30 protein-coding genes and 1 pseudogene are annotated in these 25,424 nt (G+C 61.2%); 17 read left to right on the top strand and 14 right to left on the bottom strand.

The genetic code is table 11. The features are described from left to right. Positions 1-21 precede the first annotated feature (21 nt). Genes LO50_RS06445 through purM form a run of 4 tightly spaced genes read right to left on the bottom strand, consistent with a single transcriptional unit; the run spans position 22 to position 3,166 of the window. On the bottom strand, positions 22-687 hold the full coding sequence (locus tag LO50_RS06445) for a COG3650 family protein (RefSeq protein ID WP_041014631.1): 666 nt from the start codon (positions 685-687) through the stop codon (positions 22-24). Between the two features lie 54 nt (positions 688-741). Continuing rightward, positions 742-1,452, bottom strand: a complete 711-nt coding sequence (locus tag LO50_RS06440; RefSeq protein WP_023446278.1) for a DUF3108 domain-containing protein — start codon at positions 1,450-1,452, stop codon at positions 742-744. A gap of 8 nt (positions 1,453-1,460) precedes the next feature. Then, the gene (gene purN / locus LO50_RS06435) at positions 1,461-2,108 is read right to left on the bottom strand and encodes a phosphoribosylglycinamide formyltransferase (protein WP_041014630.1); all 648 of its coding nucleotides are present in this window, start codon (positions 2,106-2,108) and stop codon (positions 1,461-1,463) included. Next, positions 2,108-3,166, bottom strand: coding sequence for a phosphoribosylformylglycinamidine cyclo-ligase (gene purM, locus LO50_RS06430; protein ID WP_041014629.1), 1,059 nt, complete (start codon positions 3,164-3,166; stop codon positions 2,108-2,110). The genes purN and purM overlap by 1 nt, the downstream gene beginning before the upstream one ends. A gap of 378 nt (positions 3,167-3,544) precedes the next feature. Between purM and LO50_RS06425 the strand changes: the two genes are divergently transcribed. From LO50_RS06425 to hda, 3 genes are read left to right on the top strand one after another with little or no spacing between them, the layout of a single operon-like run. Next, on the top strand, positions 3,545-4,603 hold the full coding sequence (locus LO50_RS06425) for a DUF2066 domain-containing protein (protein WP_041014628.1): 1,059 nt from the start codon (positions 3,545-3,547) through the stop codon (positions 4,601-4,603). Positions 4,604-4,655: 52 nt separating this feature from the next. Next, the gene (locus LO50_RS06420; RefSeq protein ID WP_041014627.1) at positions 4,656-5,747 is read left to right on the top strand and encodes an AI-2E family transporter; all 1,092 of its coding nucleotides are present in this window, start codon (positions 4,656-4,658) and stop codon (positions 5,745-5,747) included. Then, positions 5,744-6,448 (top strand): DnaA regulatory inactivator Hda, encoded by a 705-nt coding sequence (gene hda / locus LO50_RS06415; protein WP_023446273.1) that lies wholly within the window; start codon positions 5,744-5,746, stop codon positions 6,446-6,448. The genes LO50_RS06420 and hda overlap by 4 nt, the downstream gene beginning before the upstream one ends. Before the next feature lie 214 nt (positions 6,449-6,662). On the opposite strand, the gene LO50_RS06410 is transcribed toward hda, so the two are convergent. The 3 genes from LO50_RS06410 to arsC are packed head-to-tail and all read right to left on the bottom strand — an operon-like array spanning position 6,663 to position 8,021. Further along, positions 6,663-7,073, bottom strand: a complete 411-nt coding sequence (locus tag LO50_RS06410; protein WP_042926446.1) for a DUF2069 domain-containing protein — start codon at positions 7,071-7,073, stop codon at positions 6,663-6,665. Then, positions 7,066-7,671, bottom strand: a complete 606-nt coding sequence (gene wrbA, locus LO50_RS06405; protein WP_023446272.1) for an NAD(P)H:quinone oxidoreductase — start codon at positions 7,669-7,671, stop codon at positions 7,066-7,068. Before wrbA ends, LO50_RS06410 begins: the two co-directional genes overlap by 8 nt. Beyond that, a complete protein-coding gene (gene arsC, locus LO50_RS06400; RefSeq protein ID WP_044314470.1) occupies positions 7,668-8,021 on the bottom strand; it encodes an arsenate reductase (glutaredoxin) in 354 nt (117 codons plus the stop codon). Before arsC ends, wrbA begins: the two co-directional genes overlap by 4 nt. A 165-nt stretch (positions 8,022-8,186) precedes the next feature. Here arsC and LO50_RS06395 point away from each other — a divergent pair, with 165 nt between their 5' ends. Continuing rightward, positions 8,187-9,419: a virulence factor BrkB family protein gene (locus tag LO50_RS06395; RefSeq protein WP_014821053.1), complete on the top strand. Its 1,233-nt coding sequence runs from the start codon at positions 8,187-8,189 to the stop codon at positions 9,417-9,419. 138 nt (positions 9,420-9,557) lie between these two features. Further along, positions 9,558-9,755, top strand: a complete 198-nt coding sequence (locus LO50_RS06390) for a hypothetical protein (RefSeq protein WP_014821052.1) — start codon at positions 9,558-9,560, stop codon at positions 9,753-9,755. Position 9,756: 1 nt separating this feature from the next. Here LO50_RS06390 and LO50_RS06385 read toward each other — a convergent pair whose 3' ends face one another. Next, a complete protein-coding gene (locus tag LO50_RS06385) occupies positions 9,757-10,149 on the bottom strand; it encodes a hypothetical protein (protein WP_003299046.1) in 393 nt (130 codons plus the stop codon). A 225-nt stretch (positions 10,150-10,374) separates the two neighbouring features. Between LO50_RS06385 and LO50_RS06380 the strand changes: the two genes are divergently transcribed. Continuing rightward, the gene (locus LO50_RS06380; protein ID WP_023446271.1) at positions 10,375-10,833 is read left to right on the top strand and encodes a TlpA family protein disulfide reductase; all 459 of its coding nucleotides are present in this window, start codon (positions 10,375-10,377) and stop codon (positions 10,831-10,833) included. Positions 10,834-10,846: 13 nt separating this feature from the next. Here the strand turns inward: LO50_RS06380 and LO50_RS06375 are convergent, their stop codons facing one another. From LO50_RS06375 to LO50_RS06360, 4 genes and pseudogenes are all read right to left on the bottom strand, one after another. Beyond that, a complete protein-coding gene (locus LO50_RS06375; protein ID WP_044314469.1) occupies positions 10,847-11,419 on the bottom strand; it encodes a lytic transglycosylase domain-containing protein in 573 nt (190 codons plus the stop codon). Positions 11,420-11,424: 5 nt separating this feature from the next. Then, positions 11,425-12,357, bottom strand: coding sequence for a hypothetical protein (locus LO50_RS06370; protein ID WP_003299042.1), 933 nt, complete (start codon positions 12,355-12,357; stop codon positions 11,425-11,427). Positions 12,358-12,366: 9 nt separating this feature from the next. After that, the gene (locus tag LO50_RS06365; RefSeq protein WP_044314468.1) at positions 12,367-14,082 is read right to left on the bottom strand and encodes a proline--tRNA ligase; all 1,716 of its coding nucleotides are present in this window, start codon (positions 14,080-14,082) and stop codon (positions 12,367-12,369) included. A 162-nt stretch (positions 14,083-14,244) separates the two neighbouring features. After that, positions 14,245-15,539: pseudogene (locus LO50_RS06360) on the bottom strand (OprD family porin). A gap of 433 nt (positions 15,540-15,972) precedes the next feature. Here LO50_RS06360 and LO50_RS06355 point away from each other — a divergent pair. Together LO50_RS06355 and LO50_RS06350 are read left to right on the top strand one after the other, a co-directional pair. After that, positions 15,973-16,395, top strand: coding sequence for an HIT family protein (locus LO50_RS06355; RefSeq protein ID WP_044314467.1), 423 nt, complete (start codon positions 15,973-15,975; stop codon positions 16,393-16,395). A gap of 2 nt (positions 16,396-16,397) precedes the next feature. Then, a complete protein-coding gene (locus LO50_RS06350) occupies positions 16,398-16,604 on the top strand; it encodes a SlyX family protein (RefSeq protein ID WP_014821044.1) in 207 nt (68 codons plus the stop codon). A 55-nt stretch (positions 16,605-16,659) separates the two neighbouring features. Here LO50_RS06350 and LO50_RS25615 read toward each other — a convergent pair whose 3' ends face one another. Both LO50_RS25615 and LO50_RS06340 read right to left on the bottom strand, forming a co-directional pair. After that, positions 16,660-17,259, bottom strand: coding sequence for a cold-shock protein (locus tag LO50_RS25615; protein ID WP_044314466.1), 600 nt, complete (start codon positions 17,257-17,259; stop codon positions 16,660-16,662). 273 nt (positions 17,260-17,532) lie between these two features. After that, positions 17,533-18,003, bottom strand: a complete 471-nt coding sequence (locus LO50_RS06340; RefSeq protein ID WP_003300673.1) for a Dps family protein — start codon at positions 18,001-18,003, stop codon at positions 17,533-17,535. Between the two features lie 346 nt (positions 18,004-18,349). Between LO50_RS06340 and aspS the strand changes: the two genes are divergently transcribed. From aspS to LO50_RS06295, 9 genes are all read left to right on the top strand, one after another. Continuing rightward, the gene (gene aspS / locus LO50_RS06335; RefSeq protein ID WP_044314477.1) at positions 18,350-20,125 is read left to right on the top strand and encodes an aspartate--tRNA ligase; all 1,776 of its coding nucleotides are present in this window, start codon (positions 18,350-18,352) and stop codon (positions 20,123-20,125) included. A gap of 153 nt (positions 20,126-20,278) precedes the next feature. Then, entirely contained in the window at positions 20,279-21,028 is a 750-nt protein-coding gene (locus LO50_RS06330) for a YebC/PmpR family DNA-binding transcriptional regulator (RefSeq protein WP_014821040.1), read from the top strand. 167 nt (positions 21,029-21,195) lie between these two features. Next, positions 21,196-21,720, top strand: a complete 525-nt coding sequence (ruvC, locus tag LO50_RS06325; protein ID WP_014821039.1) for a crossover junction endodeoxyribonuclease RuvC — start codon at positions 21,196-21,198, stop codon at positions 21,718-21,720. A 74-nt stretch (positions 21,721-21,794) separates the two neighbouring features. Next, entirely contained in the window at positions 21,795-22,400 is a 606-nt protein-coding gene (ruvA, locus tag LO50_RS06320; protein ID WP_014821038.1) for a Holliday junction branch migration protein RuvA, read from the top strand. A gap of 3 nt (positions 22,401-22,403) precedes the next feature. Further along, entirely contained in the window at positions 22,404-23,456 is a 1,053-nt protein-coding gene (ruvB, locus tag LO50_RS06315) for a Holliday junction branch migration DNA helicase RuvB (RefSeq protein WP_003300681.1), read from the top strand. Between the two features lie 51 nt (positions 23,457-23,507). Then, positions 23,508-23,951, top strand: coding sequence for a tol-pal system-associated acyl-CoA thioesterase (ybgC, locus tag LO50_RS06310; RefSeq protein ID WP_044314465.1), 444 nt, complete (start codon positions 23,508-23,510; stop codon positions 23,949-23,951). A 2-nt stretch (positions 23,952-23,953) separates the two neighbouring features. Continuing rightward, positions 23,954-24,646 carry a protein TolQ gene (gene tolQ, locus LO50_RS06305; RefSeq protein ID WP_014821036.1) on the top strand — a complete coding sequence of 231 codons (693 nt, stop codon included), beginning with the start codon at positions 23,954-23,956 and terminating at the stop codon, positions 24,644-24,646. Positions 24,647-24,657: 11 nt separating this feature from the next. Further along, positions 24,658-25,098: a protein TolR gene (tolR, locus tag LO50_RS06300; RefSeq protein ID WP_003300685.1), complete on the top strand. Its 441-nt coding sequence runs from the start codon at positions 24,658-24,660 to the stop codon at positions 25,096-25,098. After that, a partial coding sequence (locus tag LO50_RS06295; RefSeq protein ID WP_044314464.1) for a cell envelope integrity TolA family protein occupies positions 25,098-25,424 on the top strand: 327 nt, incomplete at its 3' end. The genes tolR and LO50_RS06295, both read left to right, overlap by 1 nt.

Below are 25,424 nucleotides of genomic sequence, written 5' to 3'. Positions count from 1 at the left end.
GAACGCCCCGCATTCGTGAGATCAGTCGTCGCGTGCGCCACCGTAGTAGGCGCAACCGCGCAATGTCTGGCCGTCCAGACGGAGCTCTGCAGTGAGGTGGCTGACCGTGCCGCTGGCACTGTCGACACAGCGCTGCGGTGCAACCCACAGGTCAAGGCGCTGCTGGTTGGCCTCGCTGGTGAAACTGAACTGGCCACCGGGAAGCTGCTCTTCCAGATAAGGCAGGGCGATCGGTGATTGCCCCGGCCGAACGAGCAGCATGCCGCGGGTGGTCACGGTCAGCATCCAGCCTGGTTCATGACCGCTGGCGCGCAGGATCATCTGCTTGAAGTTCTCCTCGCCACAGCCGTGGCCTTCGCGCTGCAGGCGATAGATGCGGGTCAACGCGAGTTGGCCAGTACCGTCCGGTTCGGCCTGACTGAGGGTGCCACGCAGGTCGGCGAACAGTGCATCCTGATCATCGGTCAGCAGCACCTGCACGTCGTCCTGCAACCCGGTGTCCTTGCTCAGCAGTTTCAACGTCCGTTGCCCCTGGCAGCTCTGCAACTGAAGCTGGCCGTCGACTTGTCGAACTTCACCCTGCAGGCGTTCGGTTGCTGCCTTGGCCGGAGGGCGCTCGGCGAAGAATGACTGGCAACCGGCCAGGGACAGGAGCAGTGCAATCAGCAGGGGGCGTGAAGAGGTCATCGGAAAACTCGAAGCGGGTGGGAGGCGGCGGTCGCGAAGGCCCGCCGCGATGACTCAGTTGCCTTTGACGGTCTTGCCGCCGACACGGCCTTCTTCGAGCATGATCTGGTATTCCTTGCCGTCCGTCTCGACCTGATGCAGGCGGACCAGCAGGTAGTCCCAGTCCTTGGCGAACCAGAGGATGGTTTCACGCTTGCTCTGCGTTGGGTCGCGCACGCGCTCGACCTTGATGGCATCGACCTGGCCGGCTTTGGTGCTGACCTTGTCTTCGCCCAGTACGCGGAAATCGTAGGTTTCGATCTCGTCGCCATCCACCACCTGATAGCTCATGCTCTGCTTGCCGGCCGCGACTTCCTGCTGCAGCGCCAGCTGGTAGGTGGATTTGTCCAGCAAGCCGCGATGCAGCGGAAGCTTGACCGGATCACCCCGGTCACTGCCTTCGACCTGCTTGTTGTCCCAGTCGAAGCGGTGCTCGACACGCTTGCCCTTGCCCAGGCCGCTGCGCTTGAGGCGATAGGTCTGTGGCAGGAAGGTATCGCCTTCGGTGCGGAACGTGCTGCGCTCGTTGAGACTGGCGACCAGCATGGAGGCCTCGAAATCGAGCCTCCAGTTGCCATCGTCCAGCTGCTCGAGGCTGCGCTGAGCTGTGCCACTGACCGGAACCTGCTTCCAGTCGGCGGTGTAGCTAGCGGAGAAGGGCTTGAGCTCCAGGGCTTGGACCGGCAGGGTCAGCACGGCGAGAGCGAGCAGCAAAGCGCGACGCATGGTATCTCCTAGATTCTGATCTGATAGCCGGAGGCCGGCAGGTTGACGTCGTCCAGCATCGCGCCTTGTTCGGCGAGGCGCAAGCGCCCTTCGGCGAACCAGCGCATGGCCAGCGGGTAGATCTGGTGCTCGGCCGAATGCACGCGCCGCGTCAGCTGCTCGATGTTTTCACCAGGCTCCACCGCCAGCGCCGCCTGGATGGCCACCGGGCCGCCGTCCAGCTCCTTGGTGACAAAATGCACGCTGCAGCCGTGTTCGCTGTCGCCTGCTTCCAGCGCTCTTCGATGGGTATCGAGGCCCTTGTACTTGGGCAGTAGCGAAGGATGGATGTTCAGCAGGCGGCCCTGGTAGTGGCGGACGAAGCCTGGCGTGAGAATGCGCATGAACCCGGCGAGGATCACCAGATCCGGCGCATGTTCGTCGATTACTTCCATCAGTGCGGCGTCGAACGAATCACGGCCATCGAAGGCCTTGTGATCGAGCACTGCTGTGGGGATGTCGGCGTCTTGCGCCCGCGTCAGGCCGAATGCATCGGCCCGGTTGGAAATCACGGCGCGGATACGCGCCGGATTGTCTTCGGCCTGGCTGTCGATCAGCGCCTGCAGATTGCTGCCGGACCCTGAAATCAGCACCACCACATTGCAGCTTGCGGTCATCAGTGCTGTTTCAGGTTGTTCAGCTGGACTCGTTCGGCATCTTGCGCCGCGGTGGTGATCGTACCGATCACCCAGGGCGATTCGCCGGATGCGCGCAGATTGGCCAGGGCCGGCTCAACCTGATCCTGGGCGACGCAGATGACCATGCCGACGCCACAGTTGAGCACGCGGTGCATTTCGTGTTCGTCGACGTTGCCTTTTTCCTGCAGGAAGTCGAACACTGCCGGGCGCTGCCAGCTGGCGACGTCGATGATCGCCTGGGCGTTGTCAGGCAATACCCGTGGGATGTTGTCGAGCAGGCCGCCGCCGGTGATGTGGGCCATGGCCTTGACCGCACCGGTGTCCTTGATCAGCTTGAGCAGCGGCTTGACGTAGATGCGCGTCGGCGCCATCAGCAGGTCGGCCAGCGGCTTGCCGTCCAGCTGGGTGTTCTCGATGTCGGTGGCGGACACTTCGAGGATCTTGCGAATCAGTGAGTAGCCGTTGGAGTGCGGGCCCGAGGAGGGCAGGGCGATCAGCGCGTCGCCCGCTGCGACTTTCGAGCCGTCGATGATCTCGCTCTTTTCCACTACGCCGACGCAGAAGCCGGCCAGGTCGTAGTCTTCACCCTCGTACATGCCAGGCATCTCGGCGGTTTCGCCGCCTACCAGCGAACAGCCGGCCAGTTCGCAGCCGGCGCCGATGCCGGTCACCACGGTGGCGGCCACGTCGACGTTGAGCTTGCCGGTGGCGTAGTAGTCGAGGAAGAACAGCGGCTCGGCGCCACAGACCACCAGGTCGTTGACGCACATGGCGACCAGATCCTGGCCGATGCTGTCGTGCTTGTTCAGGTTCAGTGCCAGGCGCAGCTTGGTGCCTACGCCGTCGGTCCCGGAGACCAGCACCGGCTGCTTGTAGCCTGCCGGGATTTCGCACAGGGCGCCGAAGCCGCCCAGGCCGCCCATTACCTCAGGTCGTGCGGTGCGCTTGGCCACGCCTTTGATGCGTTCGACCAGCGCTTCGCCTGCATCGATATCGACGCCAGCGTCCTTGTAGCTGAGGGAGGGTTGCTTGCTCATAGAATCCGGACCTGTGAAAGGAGTGCGGGTGTCGACCGGTCGGGTGCTGCATCCACGCCAGGGCTAACCGTTTCCGGCGACTGGTGTTGTCACCAGAGTGGCCGGTTGACGCCGGGGCTGAATCCACCTGCGTCGCGTTTGCCTGGGTACTGAATGCCGGGCTCGTACAAGCGCCGGAACCGGTCTGCGGAAAGCGCGCGATTTTATCAGGCTTGCCGCGCAGCGGCCATCCCGGCAGCTGCGATGGCGCGGGGGGCGCATTTTGAGTCGGGCATCTGTGAGGTAGGCGGTTGCCGGCTCTGGGCCGGCTGTTTAAGGTGTAGCGTCCTGTTTCCTCTACTTCCTGCCCCGGGGTCCGGCGGCCTGCGAGAATCAATCATGCGCCTTGTCTACCGCTTACTCATTCTGTGCCTTGCGCTGGGGGCGTCATTGCCCGGTCAGGCCGAACAGCTCAAGGGTCTGTATCAGGTGCGTGAGCCTGTTTCCGGCGAGCAGAGCGAGGAGCGCGCAGCTGCGTTGCAGCGGGCTTTCGATACCTTGCTGTTGCGCCTGACCGGCGATGCGCAGGCAAGCAAGCGCGAGGCCGTCGCTGAGCTGCGCAAGGACCCGCAGCAACTGATCAGCAAGTATGGTTACGAGCATGACCATATCGTCGTCGACTTCGATCCAGGCACCACGGAGCGCAGCCTGCGTAGTGCCGGCTTGTCGCTGTGGGGTGCGAACCGGCCGACGCTTCTGGTCTGGTGGCTGAACGAGCGGGTCGAGGGCACCCAGTTGCTTGGCGACGATCAGCGCAGCGCTGCGCCAGTGCGTGCCGCCGCGCAGCACCGTGGCCTGCCGTTGCGCCTGCCGCTGGCGGATCTGTCCGAACAGCTGCTGGCGACGCCGGACGCATTCGGCGCGAACAGCCGGGAGACGCTGGGCGAGGCGTCCGAGCGCTACGATGCCGACGTACTGCTGGCGGTCCATGCGCGAGAAGCCGATTCCCGCTGGCAGGCGCAGTGGAACGTCTGGCTCGACGACGAGCAGCGCGACGGCAAGGCTGAGGCGGAAACCCTCGAGGGACTGGCGGATGCGGTAATGCTGTCCGTCAGTGAGTACCTGGCACCACGCTATGTGGTTGCGCCAGGCGCCGCGTCGGACATCACCCTGGAGATCCTGGGGGCCGATGTCGCGAGATTCGCGGAGCTGGATCGCTTGCTCGAACCCTTTGGTGGCAACCTGCTGCGGGTGGAAAGTGATCGCCTGGTCTATCGCGTCAACGCCAGTCCGGAGCAGTTGCGCGCTCAGCTGGCGCTGGCGCGTTTGCAGGAAGTCGCCGAAGACGAGGCGCCACTGGATGCACGGCAGCCGATGGATGAGGGCGGTGTGGTTGGCGAACCCGACAATGCGCCTGCGTCGCCCGAGAGCGGCACGGTGATGCGTTACCGCTGGTGATGACGCAATTCCTATATCGGCGACTGTCCTGCACGGAAGGCATAGAGTGACCATGAACGATTCGAACCGCTGGCTCTGGCTGGCAGGCGTGCTCTTGTGCGCCTGGCTGGTATATCTGCTGACGCCGATCCTCACCCCTTTTCTCATCGGCATCCTGCTGGCCTATCTCGGAGATCCGCTGGTCGATCGCCTGGAGCGCTGGGGGCTGTCGCGTACCTGGGGGGTGATCGTCGTATTCGCCCTGTTCAGTCTGCTGATGTTGCTGATGTTGCTGGTGTTGCTGCCTATGCTCGGCAAGCAGCTGGTGAAGCTCTACCAGCTGGCGCCGCTGGCGCTGGACTGGTTGCAGCATCAGGCGTTGCCCTGGGTGCAGGCGCAGTTCGGGCTGGAAGACAACTTCTGGCGTCTCGATCAGCTGAAGGCCGCATTCGCTGAACACCTGGGCAGCACCACCGACGTCCTCGGCATGGTGTTGAGCCGAGCCACCGCGTCGGGGCTGGCCCTGCTGGCATGGATTGGCAACCTGCTGCTCATACCGGTGGTGAGCTTTTATCTGATGCGTGACTGGGATTTGATCATGCTCAAGCTGCGCAGCCTGCTGCCGCGCCGCGGTGAGGGCATGGTGGTGCGTCTGATGAGCGAGTGCCATGAGGTGATCGGCGCATTCCTCCGCGGCCAGTTGCTGGTCATGCTGGCATTGGCAATCATCTATGCGTCCGGCCTCATGCTGGTCGGGCTCGAACTGGGGCTGTTGATAGGCGTTCTTGCCGGCCTCGCCAGTATCGTGCCCTATATGGGCTTCGTCGTCGGCATCGGCGCGGCGGTGGTCGCTGTGCTCTTTCAGTTTGGGCTGGCACCTTATCCCCTGCTGGGCGTGGCGGCGGTATTCACGGTAGGGCAGATGCTCGAGGGGATGCTGCTGACGCCGTTACTGGTCGGCGACCGCATTGGGTTGCATCCGGTGGCGGTGATTTTTGCGGTGCTCGCCGGTGGTCAGCTGTTCGGTTTTACCGGTGTGCTGCTGGCACTGCCGGTGGCGGCGGTGATCATGGTTCTGCTGCGCCACGTGCACGATCTCTATAAACTCTCGGACCTTTACGCCGAGCCCGCCGGTGCACCGGCCGAACCACCCAGCCAGCCATGAAACCCATCCAGCTCCCCCTGGGCGTCCGTCTGCGCGACGACGCCACCTTCGCCAACTTCTACCCTGGCGCCAATGCAGCCGCACTCGGCTATGTCGAGCGGCTGTGTTCGCCTGCTGCGGGCTGGTCCGATGAGTTGATCTATCTCTGGGGGCAGGCCGGTGTCGGTCGTAGTCATCTGCTGCAAGCTGCCTGCCTGCGGGTGGAGGAGCGCGGAGAGTTGGCTGTCTATCTGCCGTTGGCGGAAGTGGCCGAATATGGTCCGGCCTTGCTCGACAACCTCGAGCAGAGCGAGCTGGTCTGCCTGGACGATCTCGATGCGGTGGCCGGGGACGCGGTATGGGAGGAGGCGTTGTTCCATCTGTTCAACCGCCTGCGTGACGCCGGCCGACGGTTATTGCTGGCGGCGGACGCCTCGCCGCGCGAGTTGTCGATCGCGCTGCCCGACCTCAAATCTCGTTTGAGTCTGGCGCTGGTTTTCCAGCTGCAACAGCTGTCCGACGAGGACAAGCTACGCGCCCTGCAGCTGCGAGCCTCGCGTCGTGGGCTGAATCTGCCGGATGACGTTGGTCGCTTCATCCTGACCCGTGGCTCACGCAGCATGAACGCGCTGTTCGAGTTGCTCGATCAGCTGGATCAGGCCTCGCTGCAGGCGCAACGCAAACTGACCATCCCTTTCCTCAAGGAAACGCTCGGCTGGTAGCTTGTGGCCTGCTTGGTAAGTTCCGCTGGTCAATTTCGGCGCCCATGGCCCCGATACTGCGTTGCTGTTCCTTACCATAGCCCCGCTATGGCTCGTCGCAGCGTCTTGTCTCGCAGCCACGCTCATCCGAACTTGCCTCAACCAACTCACCGCACAGGCCACTAGGCGACGTCGGCGAAAACATTGAAGCAGTTTTCGCCGTGATCAGCTGCCCTCACGCCTCGCCCGCGGCCTTGCGTTCGTACTGATAGCTCCAGCGGGTGTAGAGCAGCGCCGCGACGAACAATGTCAGGCTCAGTCCGGCCTCCAGCAGGCCGTAGATCATCCGCGCCGGGTCGATCGCCGCGAGCACGCCCTGAATGAAGTACAGGTTGACGATAAAGCAGAGCCAGGCGTGCGCCCTCGGGCTGCCAGCGATCATCCCTGGTGCAACCAGCAATAGTGGAATGAGCTGGATGCTGACGACAACCCAGGTTCTGGCTCCGTGCAAGTCGGCAAAGGCCAGGTTCCAGACGACCAGTAGCACTGCGAGGCCGATGAAGCTGGCAAGGCTTATCGCTCGGCTGGATTTGACCCGCGGGGTCAGCCACTCCAGTGATGGCAGCGGTTTACGCTTCTTAGCCAAGGGACATCTCCAGCCGCTGTGCCGTGTGTGCCAGGCGCTGTCCGAGGGCGCGACAGAGGGCGATTTCATGTTCGTCGAGCAAACGCTTGCCGTCCGCACCGGCATGGTGACTAGGGCCGTAAGGCGTGCCACCACCGCGGGTTTCCAGCAGCCCGTTCTCGCTGTAAGGCAGGCCGAGCACCAGCATTCCGTGGTGCAGCAGCGGCAGCAGCATCGACAGCAGCGTGCTTTCCTGTCCGCCGTGCAAGCTGGAGGTTGAGGTGAACACGCCGGCTGGCTTGCCGACCAACTCGCCGGTCAGCCACAGGCCGCTGGTGCCGTCGAGGAAGTATTTCAGGGGGGCCGCCATATTGCCGAAGCGAGTGGGGCTACCTAGCGCAAGGCCGGCGCAATTCTTCAGGTCTTCGAGGGTCGCATACAGTGCACCGGCGTCGGGAATGGTGGGCGCGACCGCTTCGCACTCGGTGGACACGGCAGGTACGGTGCGCAGACGCGCTTCCAACCCGGCCATTTCCACGCCGCGAGCAATTTGTCTGGCCATTTCGGCTGTAGCGCCGTGGCGGCTGTAGTACAGCACCAGAATGTAGGGCGTGCTCACGGCAAGATCTCCAGCACTTTTTCCGGCGGGCGGCCGATGATCGCCTTATTGCCCGCGACCAGGATCGGGCGTTCGATCAGGCGAGGGTGCTCGATCATGGCGTCGATCAGTTCTGCTTCGCTGAGTTTAGGATTGGCCAGGTCGAGGCTTTTGTACTCTTCTTCGCCTGTACGCAGCAGTTGCCGGGCGGTGAGCCCCAGCTTGTCCAGCAGAGCACAGAGTTGGGCTGCGGTGGGGGGCGTTTCCAGGTAGCGCACGATTTCGGGCGTCAGACCGCGGGCTTCAAGCAGCTCCAGGGCACCGCGCGATTTGGAGCAGCGAGGGTTGTGATACAGCGTGAGTTCGGTCATTTGTGGTTGCGTCTCGCCGGATGAGGTGGCCATTCTAACCCCCAACGTGGCGCTCGCCGAAATGTGCAGCGCGTGTGATCCGGGCGGGCTGTCGGTCTGTCCGGGTCTTTTGACGATGAGCACTGTCGAGCCAACGGCTCCAGGCAGCTGTAACAAGGAGAAGGGATGCATCAGCGCATCGACAATGCCCTCGAGTTCGGTCGCTTCCTGGTTCGGCGCTTTTTGTCCGATCAAGGTCCGCATAGCGCGGCGGCCTTGACCTACACCACCCTGTTCGCCGTGGTGCCGATGATGACCGTCACGTTCGCCATGCTGTCGGCGATTCCCGCTTTCAAAGGTGTTGGCGAGCAGATCCAGTTCTACATATTCAACAATTTCATCCCGTCCACCGGCGCGACCATCCAGGAATATCTGCTCGCGTTCACCAGCCAGGCGCGGCAACTCACCTGGTTCGGGGTCGGGTTTCTCATGGCTACCGCGTTGATGATGCTGCTGACCATCGAGAAGGCCTTCAATACCATTTGGCGCGTACGACAGCCACGACGGGGGGTGTCCAGTTTTCTGCTGTATTGGGCGATTCTCAGCCTCGGGCCGCTGCTGCTCGGCGCAGGGTTTGCCACCAGTACCTACATCGCCTCGCTTTCGCTGATCTCGGGGCCGTACGCGCTCATTGGCGTCGGCACGCTGATCAAGGTCATGCCATTGCTGCTCAGCGTGGCGGCCTTCACTCTGATCTACGCCGCGGTGCCCAATACCCGTGTCCCGTTACGGCATGCGTTGGTGGGCGGTGTATTCACCGCAGTGTTGTTCGAGGCGGCCAAGCAACTGTTCGGCCTGTACGTCAGCTATTTCCCGAGCTATCAGCTGATCTACGGCGCTTTCGCGGCTGTCCCGCTGTTTCTGTTATGGGTCTATCTGTCCTGGATGATCGTGCTGTTCGGCGCCGAGCTGGTCTGCGGCCTGTCGTCGTCGCAGCAATGGCGCCGTCGGCCGCTGCCACGCCTGCTGGTCATGCTGATGCTGCTGCGCAACCTGCACCAGCGTCAGCAGGAGGGGCGGGAGCTGCGCCTGCGTGATCTGCACAGGGCCGGCCTGCGCCTTCCCGAGGATGAGTGGGACGACATACTCGGCTTCTTCGAACAGGAACAGCTGGTCTGTCGGACGGGTTCCGGGGGCTGGGTGCTTTGTCGAGATCTGAATCACTACAGTCTGGATAAACTATTGCGCTGCAACCCGTGGCCACTGTCAGCGCGCGTAACGTTGCCCGAGCAGCTGAACGAACCCTGGTATCCGACTTTGCGCCAGTCACTGGAGCTACTGCAGCAGGAACAGGCCAGCCTGTTCAGTGGCAGCCTGGCCGACTGGTTGCAATCGGGCGGTGACAAAAATCGTCAGTAAGGGAGTGTTTACGTGGAGGCGCTGCGCTCGGTGGCAGGTTGTTCGAGCGATCAGATGCGTACGTACAGGCCATGACGGCGTTTTCGAGGTGATGGCACGCTTCTGGCTATGGCTCGGAGTAGTTGAGGGGAAGACGTAATGGACGGCAAGCGCAGCACCATTCTGTATTTGCACCAGAGGGCGCCAGACGCGGCGCTCGAGGCATTGAACCGCCTTACCGGTCTTCGCTTTAGGCAATGGCCGGAATCGCTGGTCGTCAGGGATGATGCTCCAACCGACGCGCCGCACGCCGCTTTGGCAAGCAAGCAGTTGGAGCCGAAAAAGGTCAGCGGCTGAATCAGGCCTGGACGGCTTTCATTTCGGCGGCTACGGGCTCGACCGGGTGAGCGAACAGCTCTTCGACGGTGATTGCAGCTACCGTGGCGGCAGGACGCAGGTGAATCTGCAGCTCCTCGATCTTGTGTCGGACCGGTAGCCGCGCGACGCCGGACAGCAGAATCTTGCCTGCGCCATCGGTGCGTCCGTGATCAATGATCGCTTCTCGCTGCTGCTGTCCATCGCGATATTTGGCGACGAGAGACACCATGAGCCCTGCGTGTCCCTGCAGCTGCAACCAGCTGGCGACATTGAATTCAGCTACGCGCCCGTCATAGGTAGTGAGGGCGATGGCGGCTTGCTCGACGATGCGTGAGGGTACGGTGCCGATCAGTTTGTCGTGGAGTTGGGACATGGCTTCGCTACTGGCATACGGTGGTGGGTGCGGAATTATAGGCAGTGCAGGTCCGACAAAACTGTGCACTTGAGCGCCGCCGCGCGTGATCGGACTCGCATAACGGCGAAAAGCGCGACGGTTACTTGGCGCCGCCACGGTCTGCGTCAGGATCGGGTCGTCCCAGGCGTGCCTTGACTGCAACGCAGCGGTATCCTCGGCCGTATACGTTAAGGAATGAGCACCATGACCAAACCGATCGCCTCGTTGCTGCTCCTGCTGAGCTGCCTGTTCCTGTCTGCCTGCGAAAAGGATTGGGGGATCGACCAGCACGGGCGTGAAGTGACTGCGGCACAGCTGCAGGGGCAGTGGCTGCTGATCAATTACTGGGCCGAATGGTGCGGTCCCTGCCGCACCGAGATTCCGGAGCTGAACGCCTTGGCCGAAACCGAGCAGGGACTGGCAGTGTTGGGTGTGAATTTCGACGAGTTGCGCGGCGAAGAGCTCGCTCAGGCCGCCAAGGCGCTGGGTATCGACTTCCGTGTGCTCAGTGATGATCCCGCCGAGCGTCTGCAATTGCCGCGTAGCGAGGTGCTGCCGGTGACCTATCTGGTTGACGACCAGGGGAAGGTGCGCGAGCGCCTGGTTGGCGAACAGACTGCCGAGGGCATCCTTGTGCATCTGGCGCGGCTGAAGGGCGAGTAGCCCGCCTGGTGACTCAGGGTTTGACGTACCAGAAATCCTGCCAGAAGCCGATCACCTTGACCGGATAGCGATTCTGCCCGAGGCTGCCGTTGTAGCGCGCGAGCGCCCGGTTGATGTCGCCATTTTCCTTGTTCAGGTAATAGCTGAGGATGGTGCAGCCATAGCGAAGATTGGTGGCGTTGTCGGTGAGGTTGTCTTGTGGTCGACCCAGTTCCGCTTTCCAGAATGGCATCACCTGCATCATGCCCTGCGCGCCAACGCTGGAGATTGCAAATCGGTCGAATAGGCTTTCGGCATGGATCAGCGCCAGCACCAGTTCCGGCTTCAGGCCCGCCTTGCTCGCCTCGCGATGCACCAGTCGGAGCAGCGACAGCCGCTCTTCGGCATCGGGGATGTAGCGCTTGAGTCGGCCGGACATGTCGACCAGCCAGACCTCTGCATCGAAGCGATCCTGAAAGCTGTCCGCCTCAGCGACTGTCCTCTGCATGAGGTCGCGGAGTTCGGGTTCGGGCGCTTGACGGATATTGGCTGCTGCCGGCAGGGCGCTCACCAGCAGCAATGCGAGAAGAAGAGCAGGCGTCTTCATCGGTTTCAGTTTCCGTTGCTGCCTTCGATCAGACTTTGCAGAAAGTGCTGTTGCAGCTCGGGGTCGTTGCGCGTCAGCTCTATCAGGCTCTGCTCCAGTTCGCTGGCTTCTTCTTCCAGACCAAGTTCGGACAGGCGCCGGACGCGATGCACCCATTGCGCGACGTCGTCGCCTTCCAGGTCATCGAAGATCAGGTCGTGAGCTTCTTGCAGCTTGCCGCGCAGCTTGTGGCTTACAAGCAGCGTGGCCTCTGCCCGGGTGCCATCCTGTTCATCCTCAACCGACAGCTGCAACTTGCCGATCTGCGTGACGTCCTGATCAGCGAACGGCCCGTCGAGAAGATTCAGGCGCAAGACGCCGTGACGATCGGTCGACAGCTCGTGAGTGTGCGGACCGGCGCTGACGAGCACCGGACGCTCCGCCCAAGGCAGGCTGGTGTACTCGAGCCGCGCATCCCGGCGTTGCTCGTCGAGGCTGGCCAGGTTCTGCTGCGAGCGGCCATTGGACTCGGCGTTCATGAACGGGTTGATGCCGGCGAAGCCGTAGCTGATCCAGTCGCGAGTCGCGCTCTCTGGCATGTTGCCTAGCATCACCACGTTGAGCACGTTTGCGCCTACGCCGGCGACCACTGCGACGACGCCCAGCGGAATCTCGTACAGCTCTCGCCAGGGCTGGTAAGGCGTATAGCGATCGTAACGGCGGGTTACTTCGAAATCGGTGACTTCGAATGTCATCTGCTCTTGCACTCGGATACGCCGCTGCGGCAGTTCGAGCACCTGGGGTTCACCGAGTTCGATGCGCAGGCTGTGGTCGAGCAGTTTGCGCTCGACACGCGCCTCGTGCTCGCTGCGCTGCGGCAAGTGATTGGCGCAGCCGCCAAGGAGCAACGCCGCGCAAAGCGCGGCGCTGGTTGAAACGACAAAACGTCGGTTGAGCATGATTTCCGATCAGCGATGAGCACGCAAGTTGATGAAGGACAGGATGTCAGCAGTCGCGACTGGCTGAGGCTGCGCGTCGCGGCGGTGCTTGTACTCCAGGGTGCCGTCGGCCAGCCCGCGATCACTGATGACAATGCGGTGCGGGATGCCGATCAGCTCCATGTCGGCGAATTTGACGCCGGGGCTGGTCTTTTTGTCACGGTCATCGAGCAGCACTTCGTAACCTGCTGCCGTGAGTTCGGCGTAGAGTCGGTCGGTAGCCTCGCGAACCGCTTCATTTTCGTACTTCATCGGTACCAGGGCGATCTGGAAAGGCGCGAGCGCGTCTGGCCAGAGAATGCCGCGGTCGTCGTAGTTCTGCTCGATCGCCGCGGCAACCACGCGGGATACGCCGATGCCGTAGCAGCCCATGATCAGAGTGGCCGGTTTGCCGTTCTCACCCATCACCCGGCAATTCATAGCCTCGCTGTACTTGGTGCCCAGCTGGAAGATATGGCCGACCTCGATACCGCGTTTGATTACCAGATTCCCCTGTCCGTCCGGGCTCGGATCACCGGCAACCACATTACGCAGATCGGCGATCTGCGGTAGCGGCAGGTCCCGCTCCCAGTTCAGGCCGAAGTAGTGCTTGTCGTCGACGTTGGCGCCGGCACCAAAATCGCTCATCAGCGCGACAGAACGGTCGATCACACAGGGAATCGTCAGGTTCAGTGGGCCCAGCGAGCCGGGACCCGCGCCAATGGCAGTACGGATTTCCGCTTCCGAGGCGAATACCAGCGGGCTGGCAACCTGCTTCAGGTTGGCGGCCTTGATCTCGTTGAGTTCGTGGTCGCCGCGTACGATGAGGGCGATCAGTTGGCCTTCTTCGACGCCATGAACGACCAGCGTTTTTACCGTTCTCTCGATGGCGAGGCCGAACTGCTCGACGAGTTCGATGATCGTCTTGGCATTCGGTGTGTCTACCAGGCGCATTTCTTCGCTTGGTGCCGCACGATCGGTTTCGCGCGGAATGGCTTCGGCCTTCTCGATGTTGGCGGCGTAGTCGGAGGTGTCGCTGAACGCGATGTCGTCTTCGCCAGACTCGGCCAGTACGTGGAACTCGTGCGAGCCGGTTCCGCCGATGGAGCCGGTGTCGGCTTGCACCGGACGGAAGTCGAGCCCGAGGCGAGTGAAAACATTGCAGTACGCCTCGTGCATGCGGTCGTAGGTTTCCTGCAGCGATTCCTGGGACAGGTGGAAGGAGTAGGCGTCCTTCATCAGGAACTCGCGGCCGCGCATGAGGCCGAAGCGCGGACGGATTTCGTCGCGGAACTTGGTCTGGATCTGATAGAAGTTGATCGGCAGCTGCTTGTAGCTGTGAAGCTCGTTGCGTGCCAGGTCGGTGATGACCTCTTCGTGGGTCGGGCCGACACAGAATTCGCGATCGTGGCGGTCCTTCAGACGCAGCAGCTCCGGGCCGTACTGCTCCCAGCGGCCGGACTCCTGCCAGAGCTCGGCTGGCTGAATGGCCGGCATCAGTACTTCCAGGGCGCCTGCCTTGTTCATTTCCTCGCGAACGATGGCCTCGGCCTTTCGCAGCGCACGCAGCCCCATCGGCATCCAGGTGTAGAGACCGGACGCCAGCTTGCGAATCATCCCGGCACGCAGCATCAGTTGGTGACTGATGACCACTGCATCGGATGGGGTTTCTTTGAGGGTCGAGAGCAGGAACTGACTGGTGCGCATGTGGCCGTTGTGTCCTTGCAGAAGAGGCTGGAATTTGGCTCGGCATTGTACGGCGCGCGCATTGCGGCGTACAGGACGGGGCGCCGCGCTGGATGTGCGGCGAAACGAAAGAGCCCGGCTTTCGCCGGGCTCCGTTTGCATCGAATGGTCCGAGCGCCTGGGTTACAGGATGCTCAGCGGGTATTCGATGAATGCACGGATCTCGTTCAGGTCCGGGCTGTAGTAGTCACGCATGTCGCTGTTGGAACGGTAGATCGAGTTGCGTAGCTTCAGCGACAGATCTTTTGCCGGGCCGCTCTGTACGACGTACTGGACCTGGTTGAAGAACTCGCGTTCCTTACCTTCGCCAGTGCCGGTGTCTACGTTGTCGCCGTAGACATAAGCGATTTCCAGAACAGGCCGGGAACGCCGTAACCGCCGAAGTCCAGCTCATAGCTCGCCTGCCAGGAACGCTCGTCCTTGGAGTTGAAGTCGGAGTAGTAGGAGTTAGCTACCCAAATGGAGCTGCCGCCGTCGCCGATGTCGTAGTCGTAACCGCGGTCACCACTAACGCGCTGGTGAGCGAGGATAAACGCATGCGCACCGACAGAATACTTGGCTGCAAGGCTCCAAATGGTGTTGTCGTGTGACTCGCGTGCGCCAAGCTCATCAACCGAACCGTCGTTGTTGAAAGTGGTGTCCGCAGCTTGGACATAGTCCTTGTCATAATCGGAACGGTAGATATTGAAGTCAAAGCTCAGCGACTGGTCGTCACTAAAGGGCATAACGTAATTGACGTTAGCGTACTTCTTCTTGGCAACATCTTCGTTGTCTGCGTAGTAAAGCGACGCGCTCAGGTTCTCGTTGAATGCATAGGTACCGCCTACGACATCAATGCTCTTCAGGCCTACGTCATCGCGGCTGGAAGATGGCATGGAGCTATCTGCGGTGAAGCGACCGGCATTCAGCTCGAGGCCTTCGATCTCATTGCTGGTGATCAAGGTGCCAGTAAACGACTCTGGCAGCAGGCGCGAGTCGTCATAGGCGAGCACCGGCATCATCGGCATCTGGTTGCCGTACTTGATCACGGTGTTGGAGAACTGGGCTTTGATAGCTGCGCCGGCCTGGGAAAGGTCGCGTTCCGGCTCGTTGTTGGAGTCACGCTCGAACATGGCGGTATAACTATAGCCCTGGCCGCCATCAAGGCGAACGCCCAGCAGGCCATAGGCGTCGACGCCTACTCCGATGGTGCCTTGGGTGAAACCGGACTCGAAGGTAGTGATAAAGCCCTGGCCCCAGCTCCGTACGTCGTCGGCACCATCCTTGTAATCACGGTTGTAGTAAGTGTTGCGCAGCAACAGATCTAGGCTCGCATCTTCGACGAATCCCTTGGACTCCGACTGCTGGCTGGCCAACGCCATCTGGGAGGTGCCCGCCGATACGGCCAGGGCGATTATGCTCCACTTCATCACTTTCATTGTGATTGCTCCTTTGGTTTAAAAATGGTGCTTACCTTGCCGCGCATGGGCGGAAAGGGTGCAACTTCTTAGTCCCGCATCAGGCTTAAGCCAATTTTGGCTGCTCTCGCGAAAAGCCATCCAGAGAATGTACTGTTTAGCTCTAGTGCAGCGCTAGAGCATGCTGTGTGACGCTGATTGCGGTGTTTTGAAGCCGCCCCTAGCGTTCGCATAGTTCGTCTAGCAAGAATCGTACTCAGAATTCATGATCGAGCTAATCGGGCGTTGCGGAGAAATATTGGGGCCGCATTGCACTGAAAGGCGGCGCGTTTTCTCAGGTCAGGCACCAATCTTGTGCGCGCTTGCCAGGTTGTCGTCTGGGATGTCTGAGGTATCCTTTTTACCTGTTTCCTACGGCGCATTCGCGCGGGGTTTGCTTCGCAAGGGGAGTCTTATGTTTGTACTTGATTCACGTCTGGAGCAGGACACGTTGCTGCTTGGTGACTTCCCGCTCTGCCGGTTGCTGTTGATGAACGACGCCCAGTATCCCTGGTTCATTCTGGTGCCGCGTCGCGATGAGATTAGTGAGTTGTTTCAGCTGGATGCGGCTGATCAGCTGGCGCTGTGGAAGGAGGCCACTGCGCTGGCCGAGACCGTCAAGGACACCTTCGGCGCCGACAAGATGAATGTCGCCACGCTTGGTAATGTCGTCGGGCAGCTGCATATGCATGTCATTGCGCGGCGACGCGATGATGCTGCCTGGCCAGCGCCGGTGTGGGGCAGGCATCCGGCGAAGCCTTACAGTGACGAGCAGGTGGCAGCCATCAGGGACAAGCTAAAGTTGGTGCTGACCGATCACTTTCGTTTTGGAGTATGACTATGGACCTTGAATCGAGAGTGATGGATCTGGAAACGCGTCTGGCGTTTCAGGACGATACGATCCAGACGCTGAACGATGTGCTCGTCGAGCAACAGAGGATCATGGAGCGTCTGCAGCTTCAGCTGCGCGCACTGGCAAAACGTCAGGAGGAAATGCAGGTTCCAATGGACGCTGGTGAGGACGAGGCGCCTCCACCGCATTATTGAATTGTGAAACGGGGCGGCGTGGTGACTTCGCCCCGTGGCAGCTTGCTCGGTCGTCCTACTCGATCGGGACGACGTCTTCGGCCTGCAGTCCCTTGTCCCGCATCATGATGGTGAACTCCACGCGCTGGCCCTCGACCAGGATGCGGTGCCCTTCGCCGCGGATGGCGCGAAAGTGGACGAATACGTCATCTCCGCTGTCCCGGGAAATGAATCCGAACCCCTTGGATGTGTTGAACCATTTCACGGTGCCTGCCTCGCGCCCTACTGCCGATGGCGCGCGGGTGTTTGTGCGAGCCGGTTTTGCCTGCTTGCTCAGGCCGCGTGGCGTGGCGAGGTGCAGCAGCACGGCCACAAGGGCGAGCAGCAGGCTGGCGAGTGTTGCGGGCTGGCCGGCGATCTGTGGCAAAGCTACAAGTACGATGACGGCCTGCAGCGCGATAGACAGGAGTAGCAGCGCTGACGCAGCGATTATGACTGGCCGGGTGCGGCTGTCGATCAACTGGGCAGATGGGGCGAATTGAACGTTCAGCAGGCCGAGCATCAGCAGGCACAAGGCGTCGGGTTGCAGCAGTAGTGGCATTGCGCCGCGCAGGCTTGGAACAAAGGACAGCAGCAGGGCAATGACACCCGCCAGGACATGGACGATCTTTAACATTCTTGTATGGCTCACGGTTGATAACACGACAGAGAAGCCGCAGGCCTGGAGTTCGTGGAAAACGTTCATCGGTCAGGGCTGAACACTGGTCGAGAAACCGCGCGGGTCCGGGCTGCAGCGCGGCGTATTTAACAGGAAAGGAGGAGGGGGCTCAAATGAGCGTGTTCGCCGTCGTGGCTTCAGGTGCGGAGAGTGCTCGAAGACAGGCTGTTTCGCAGCAGATGCGTTGCGATCTGGGCAGAGCGCATATGGCGCTCCGCCCAGTAGCGAAACTCAGGCCGAAAGCAGGCTGCGCAGCATCCATGCAGTTTTTTCGTGGCTCTGCATGCGTTGAGTCAGGAGGTCGGCGGTCGGCTCGTCGTTGACCTTGTCCAGTAGCGGGAAGATACCGCGGGCGGTCCGTACAACGGCTTCCTGGCCTTCGACCAACAGCTTGATCATCTCTTCGGCGGAGGGGACCCCTTCCTCTTCCTTGATCGAGCTCAGGCGGGCGTATGCCGCGTAGGTGCCCGGCGCCGGGAAGCCCAGCGTGCGGATGCGTTCGGCAATATCGTCCACGGCGATGGCGAGTTCGGTGTACTGGGTTTCGAACATGGTGTGCAGCGTGTTGAACATCGGCCCCGTAACGTTCCAATGGAAGTTATGGGTCTTCAGATACAGAGTGTAGGTGTCGGCGAGCAGGCGCGACAGGCCCTCGGCGATGGCTGCCCGGTCCTGTTCGGCGATGCCAATGTTGATTTCCATGTTTTTCTCCTGGTGGATGGTTCAGCCGTTAGTTATGCCAGAAAAATGCGTGGTGTTGTGAAGCGATACGTTTCTGGTCGAATGCTCACCGTTGGAAGGCTCTGATCGATTCAGGGTTCCATCAATGGCCCGATTTCGAGTTGGCGAGGGCAACGGCTGCGCCGCGGTGATTATGTCGATATAATCCCGCGCTTGTGCCTGGCGGTCCCAGTGCGTGCTGCGGCGCCCGGCGTCAATGCGGTATCGCGTACGGTACATGCCGCTTGCGCAGAGCAGTCACGGTCTTGTCAGTCTGTCGCGGCTCTGGCGCCCCATCGAATTCAAGATACGAGAAGCGAACTTCACCATGATGCGCAGCAACTATTGCGGCCAATTGAACGAAAGCCTGGACGGCCAGGAAATCACTCTTTGCGGCTGGGTACATCGCCGTCGTGATCACGGCGGGGTGATCTTCCTCGATGTGCGTGATCGTGAGGGCCTGGCTCAGGTGGTCTTCGATCCGGATCGCGCCGAAACCTTTGCGACCGCCGACAAGGTGCGTAGCGAGTATGTAGTGAAGATCACCGGCAAGGTCCGCCTGCGCCCAGCTGGTGCGGTGAACCCGAATATGGCTTCCGGTGCCATCGAGGTGCTGGGCTACGAGCTGGAGGTGTTGAACGACGCCGAAACCCCGCCGTTCCCTCTCAACGAATACAGCGATGTGGGCGAGGAGACGCGACTGCGCTATCGCTTCATCGACCTTCGTCGCCCAGAAATGGCCGAGAAGCTCAAGCTGCGCTCGCGTATCACCGCGAGCATTCGTCGGTACCTGGATGACAACGGCTTCCTCGATGTGGAAACCCCGATCCTGGGGCGTCCGACACCTGAAGGCGCTCGTGACTATCTGGTGCCGAGCCGCACCCATGCCGGCAACTTCTTCGCCCTGCCGCAATCGCCGCAGCTGTTCAAGCAGCTGCTCATGGTGGCCGGCTTCGATCGCTACTATCAGATCGCCAAGTGTTTCCGCGACGAAGACCTGCGTGCCGATCGTCAGCCCGAGTTCACTCAGATCGATATCGAGACCAGCTTCCTCGACGAGGCGGACATCATCGGTATCACCGAAGGGATGATCCGCAAGCTGTTCAAGGAAGTGCTGGATCTGGAATTCGGCGAATTCCCGCACATGCCGTTCGAAGAGGCCATGCGCCGCTATGGCTCGGACAAGCCGGACCTGCGCATCCCGCTCGAGCTCGTGGATGTTGCCGATCAGCTCAGTGCAGTCGAGTTCAAGGTGTTCTCCGGTCCGGCCAATGATCCGAAAGGTCGCGTGGCCGCCCTTCGGGTACCGGGTGCCGCAAGCATGCCGCGCAGCCAGATCGACGACTACACCAAGTTCGTCGGTATCTATGGCGCCAAGGGCCTGGCCTACATCAAGGTCAACGAGCGCGCCAAGGGCGTTGAAGGCCTGCAGTCGCCGATCGTCAAGTTCATCCCGGAAGACAACCTCAACGTGATTCTCGATCGCGTCGGTGCGGTCGATGGCGACATCGTGTTCTTCGGTGCAGACAAGGCGAAGATCGTTTCCGAGGCGCTGGGTGCTCTGCGCATCAAGATCGGTCACGACCTCAAGCTGCTGACCTGTGACTGGGCGCCGCTATGGGTGGTCGACTTCCCGATGTTCGAAGAGAACGATGACGGCTCGCTGAGCGCGCTGCACCACCCGTTCACCGCGCCGAAGTGCTCGCCTCAGGAGCTCGAGGCCAATCCGGCTGCGGCGCTGTCGCGTGCCTACGACATGGTGCTCAACGGTACCGAGCTGGGTGGCGGTTCGATCCGTATCCATCGCAAGGAAATGCAGCAGACTGTGTTCCGCATTCTCGGCATCGATGAAGCCGAGCAGGAAGAGAAGTTCGGCTTCCTCCTCGATGCGTTGAAATTCGGCGCTCCGCCACATGGTGGTCTGGCCTTCGGTCTGGATCGCCTGGTGATGCTGATGACCGGTGCGCAGTCGATTCGTGAAGTGATTGCCTTCCCGAAAACCCAGAGTGCGGCGGACGTCATGACCCAGGCGCCGGGTGCGGTGGACAGCAAGGCGCTGCGCGACCTGCATATCCGTCTGCGCGAGCAACCGAAGGCGGAGTAAGCGCTACCCGAAGCCTGGTTCTGCCAGGCTTCTTCGTCTTGCGGCTCTGAGTGCGAGACAATACGGCGATAGCCGACCGCTGTCTTTATCGAGTGGTGACAGACGGATCCGGTTATCGAGATTTTCTGATTCAGTCGAAGAATGGAGTGAGTTATGGCTGGTCATTCCAAATGGGCCAATATCAAGCACCGCAAAGAGCGTCAGGACGCCAAGCGGGGCAAGATCTTCACCAAGCTGATCCGTGAGCTGACCGTGGCGGCCAAGCATGGCGGCGGCGTGCCGGCGGACAATCCGCGTCTGCGATTGGCCGTGGACAAGGCGCTGACAGCCAACATGTCGCGTGACGTCATCGATCGCGCCATCGCCCGGGGCGCAGGCTCCAGCGAAGCGGACAACATGACCGAGCTGAGCTATGAGGGTTACGCGCCAAGCGGGGTGGCGATCATCATCGAGGCCATGACCGACAACCGCAACCGTACCGCGGCCGAAGTGCGTCACGCCTTCAGCAAGAACGGTGGCAACCTCGGTACTGACGGCTCGGTCGCCTACATGTTTGATCGTAAAGGCCAGATCAGCTATGCGCCCGGCGTGGATGAAGACGCGCTGATGGAAGCGGCGCTGGAGGCGGGCGCCGACGACGTCGTCAGTCAGGAGGATGGGTCGGTCGAGGTCTATACCAGCTTCGCCGAGTTCCTCTCGGTCAACGAAGCGCTGACAGAGGCCGGATTCCGCGGCGACGAAGCAGAAGTGGCGATGATTCCCTCCATCATGGCGCCCATCACCGACGTCGAGACGGCGCAGAAGGTTCTGCGTCTCATCGATGCGCTGGAAGATCTAGATGACGTGCAGAACGTCTACCACAACGCGGAAATCTCCGACGAGATCATGCAGCAGCTGGGCTGAGTGTCGTGGTGTCCGCAGCCGGGACCCGCATTGCTGGGCTCCCGGCTTTTTTATAGGCGCGCATCGCTGGCAACGTAGTGTCTATCTGGGCGCATATTGTTGTCGGTGGCGGAGACGGCAGCGCCTCCGTATACTCGCCACTGGATAAATAGACAGCACGGCACGGCATGACGCTGATTTTGGGTATCGATCCCGGCTCTCGAATCACCGGCTACGGCGTCGTACGGGACACCGGCCGCGGTTGTGAATACGTCGCCTCTGGTTGCATTCGTACCGGCACCGGCGAGCTGCCTGATCGCTTGCGTGCCGTTTTCAGTGGTGTGAGCGAGGTCATTCGGACCTATGGCCCGGTAACGATGGGCATCGAGCAAGTATTCATGGCGCGTAATGCCGATTCCGCGCTCAAGCTCGGCCAGGCTCGGGGTGCAGCCATCGTTGCTGGCGCGGAGGCAGGTCTGCAGATCGCAGAGTACACCGCGACGCAGGTCAAACAGGCCATCGCCGGAACGGGCGGGGCTGATAAGCAGCAGGTGCAGATGATGGTCATGCACCTGCTCAAGCTTCTGGAAAAACCCCAGATCGATGCTTCGGACGCGCTGGCCATTGCGTTATGTCATGCGCATCACCGGCAAAGCCTCATTCCGCACGGCCTGGCCGGCGCCAAGCGACGAGGCGGGCGGTTGCGTCTGTAGTCGGCGCAAACTCTCTTGGTTGAACGAATAATCGACTGGTCGTCAGCGGATGCGATGGCCATGGAGGAAACAGCTTGATCGGACGTTTGCGTGGCACGCTGGTGGAAAAGCAACCCCCACATCTGATTCTCGATGTCAACGGTATCGGCTATGAGGTCGAAGTGCCGATGACGACGCTGTATCGCCTGCCGGCGGTCGGCGAGCCGGTGACGCTGCATACGCACCTCGTCGTGCGTGAAGACGCACAACTTCTTTATGGCTTCGCCGAGAAGCGCGAGCGCGAGCTGTTCCGTGAGCTGATCCGTTTGAACGGTGTGGGACCGAAGCTGGCGTTGGCGTTGATGTCCGGACTGGAAGTGGATGAGCTGGTGCGTTGTGTACAGGCGCAGGATACGTCGGTCCTGGTGCGCATTCCAGGCGTTGGCAAGAAGACCGCCGAGCGGCTTCTGGTGGAGTTGAAGGACCGCTTCAAGGCGTGGGAGAGCATGCCCGCCATCGCGACCTTCGTGGTTGAACCCGGGAGCAAAATGGCAGTCACAAGCGCCGAGAATGATGCGGTCAGCGCGTTGATCTCCCTGGGCTTCAAGCCACAGGAAGCCAGCCGTGCAGTGTCCGCCATACAGGAAGATGATTTGAGCAGTGAAGAAATGATCCGCCGCGCCCTCAAGGGCATGGTGTAAGCCATGATCGAAGCGGATCGTATCGTCACGGCAGGCAGTCGCGATCGCGACGAGCAACTGGATCGTGCCATTCGGCCACTCAAGCTGGCCGAGTACATCGGTCAGCCGGTCGTGCGCGAGCAGATGGATCTGTTCATCCGCGCCGCCAAGGGCCGTCAGGAAGCGCTCGATCACACGCTCATCTTCGGTCCGCCGGGGCTGGGCAAGACTACCTTGGCGAACATCATCGCCGAAGAGATGGGTGTGTCGATCAAGAGCACGTCGGGCCCGGTGCTTGAGCGACCGGGTGACCTGGCCGCATTGCTGACCAATCTGGAGGCGGGCGACGTTCTGTTCGTCGACGAGATCCATCGCCTTTCGCCCATTGTCGAGGAGGTTCTGTACCCGGCGATGGAAGATTTCCAGCTGGATATCATGATCGGCGAGGGGCCTGCGGCTCGCTCGATCAAGCTGGATCTGCCGCCGTTCACCCTTGTGGGCGCCACCACGCGGGCCGGTATGCTGACCAATCCATTGCGAGACCGATTCGGTATCGTCCAGCGTCTGGAGTTCTATTCCACCGAGGACCTGGCGACCATCGTCAGCCGTTCCGCCGGTATCCTCGGTCTGCCGACCGAGCCGGAGGGTGCATTCGAGATTGCCCGTCGGGCGCGAGGGACGCCGCGTATCGCTAACCGCTTGCTACGTCGTGTGCGAGATTTCGCAGAAGTGCGGGGTCGTGGCGAGATCACCCGGCAGATTGCCGACCTTGCCTTGAACATGCTCGACGTCGATGAGCGAGGCTTCGATCATCAGGATCGCCGGCTGCTACTGACGCTGATCGAGAAGTTCGACGGCGGACCGGTGGGGATCGACAGCCTGGCCGCTGCGATCAGTGAAGAGCGGCACACCATCGAGGATGTGCTCGAGCCGTACCTCATCCAGCAGGGCTACATCATGCGCACGCCGCGCGGTCGGGTCGTGACGCGTCACGCCTATCTCCATTTCGGCCTCAACCTGCCCAAGCGCATGAGCGATGCTCCAACGCCGGATCTGTTCGATGGCGACATAGTTTGAAGAAAATATTGTTCTGTTACCCGATTGGCATTTACAGGGCCGAGCACTAGTATGCGCGCGCAAGCCGGAGCTGAAATCTTTACCCACCGCTGTCGAGTCTATTACGAGGACACCGACGCGGGCGGCATTGTCTACTACGTCAATTACCTCAAATTCATGGAGCGAGCTCGTACCGAGCGGTTGCGCAGCCTGGGATTCGCCCAGTCGCAGCTGGCCGGTGAGGACTTGCTGTTCGTCGTGCATTCGGTCGAAGCCCGCTACCGAGCACCGGCTCGCCTGGACGATGAATTGCTGGTGACGGCCGAGGTGGTTGAGGTGAATCGCGCCAGTCTGCGGTTTCGCCAGCAGGTCCGGCGTGCACTAGATGATGTTCTGCTTTGTGAGGGGCAGGTGCTGGTTGCCTGCGTGCGTGCCGAAAGTTTGAAACCCCGAGCCATTTCCGAAGCGCTGCGTGTCGCCTTCGCTGGCTCGGGTCTATCCCCTGCAGGAGAGTAAGCGTGGAAGCCAACGTCGATCACATGTCCATGTGGAGCCTGATCAGCAACGCCAGCTTCGTGGTGCAGCTGGTCATGCTGATTCTGGTGGCCGCTTCGGTCGCATCATGGATTCTGATTTTTCAGCGCGGCAGTATGCTGCGTGCCGCGAAGCGAGCACTCGATACCTTCGAAGAGCGCTTCTGGTCCGGTATCGACCTGTCCAAGCTGTACCGCCAGGCAGGCAGCAACCCGGATCCGGATTCTGGCGTCGAGCAGATCTTTCGCGCCGGCTTCAAGGAATTTTCCCGTCTGCGTCAGCAGCAGGGTGTCGATCCCGATGCAGTAATGGATGGGGTCAATCGCGCCATGCGCGTGGCGATTTCCCGTGAAGAGGAAAAGCTCGAGCAGAGCTTGCCATTCCTGGCCACCGTTGGTTCCACCAGCCCTTACATCGGCCTGTTCGGTACCGTCTGGGGGATCATGAACTCCTTTCGCGGCCTGGCTCAGGTTCAGCAGGCAACTCTAGCGACTGTGGCGCCAGGCATCGCCGAAGCGCTGATCGCTACGGCGATCGGTTTGTTCGCCGCGATTCCTGCGGTGATCGCCTACAACCGTTTCGCCGCGCGGGGCGAGATGCTCATCGGTCGTTATTACACCTTTGCCGATGAGTTCCAGGCCATCCTCCACCGCAAAGTTCACACCACCGAAGACTGAGGCCCACGGCCATGGCCAGAATCCGCAACAGACGCAAGCCCGTCGCCGAGATGAACGTGGTGCCTTACATCGATGTGATGCTGGTGCTGCTGGTTATCTTCATGGTCACGGCGCCGATGCTCAATCAGGGCGTCAAGGTCGATCTGCCCAAGGTCAGCAGCGAAGCCTTGCCGCAGGATAACGACAAGCAGGTGCTGACCATTTCCATCAAGGCTGACAAAACCTATTACTGGAACGTCGGTAGCGAGGTCGATACCGACAGCAAGGGCAACGAGGCCGTCGCATTGGCAGACATGACGCAGGCTGTCGTTGCCATCATGCGCCAGCGTCCGGATACCCAGGTGTTCATCCGTGGCGATCGCGCGGTTGATTATGGTTCGGTGATGGAGGCCATGGGCGGTCTGCAGGAAGCCGGCGTGGGTAATGTCGGTCTGATCACCGAGGCGCCTTGATGCAGCAGCGTGAGTCATCGCCTTCGCAGAGCTACTTCTGGCCGACCGTGCTGGCAGTCGGCCTGCACGTCATTATTTTCGGCATGCTGTTCGTCAGCTTTTCGATGACGCCCGAGCTGCCGCCGTCCAAGCCGATCGTGCAGGCCACCTTGTATCAGTTGAAGTCGCAGAGCCAGGCGACGACTCAGACCAATCAGAAGATTGCCGGCGAAGCGAAGAAGACGGCTGCCAAGCAGTTCGAAAGCGAGCAGGTGGAACAGCGTAAGGTCGAGCAGCAGAAGCAGGCTGCTGCCACCCGCGCTGCGGAACAAAAGAAGGCGGAAGAG

The organism is Stutzerimonas stutzeri, from assembly GCF_000935215.1.
Taxonomy (GTDB): domain Bacteria; phylum Pseudomonadota; class Gammaproteobacteria; order Pseudomonadales; family Pseudomonadaceae; genus Stutzerimonas.
This window is presented reverse-complemented; position numbering and strand designations above follow the sequence as displayed.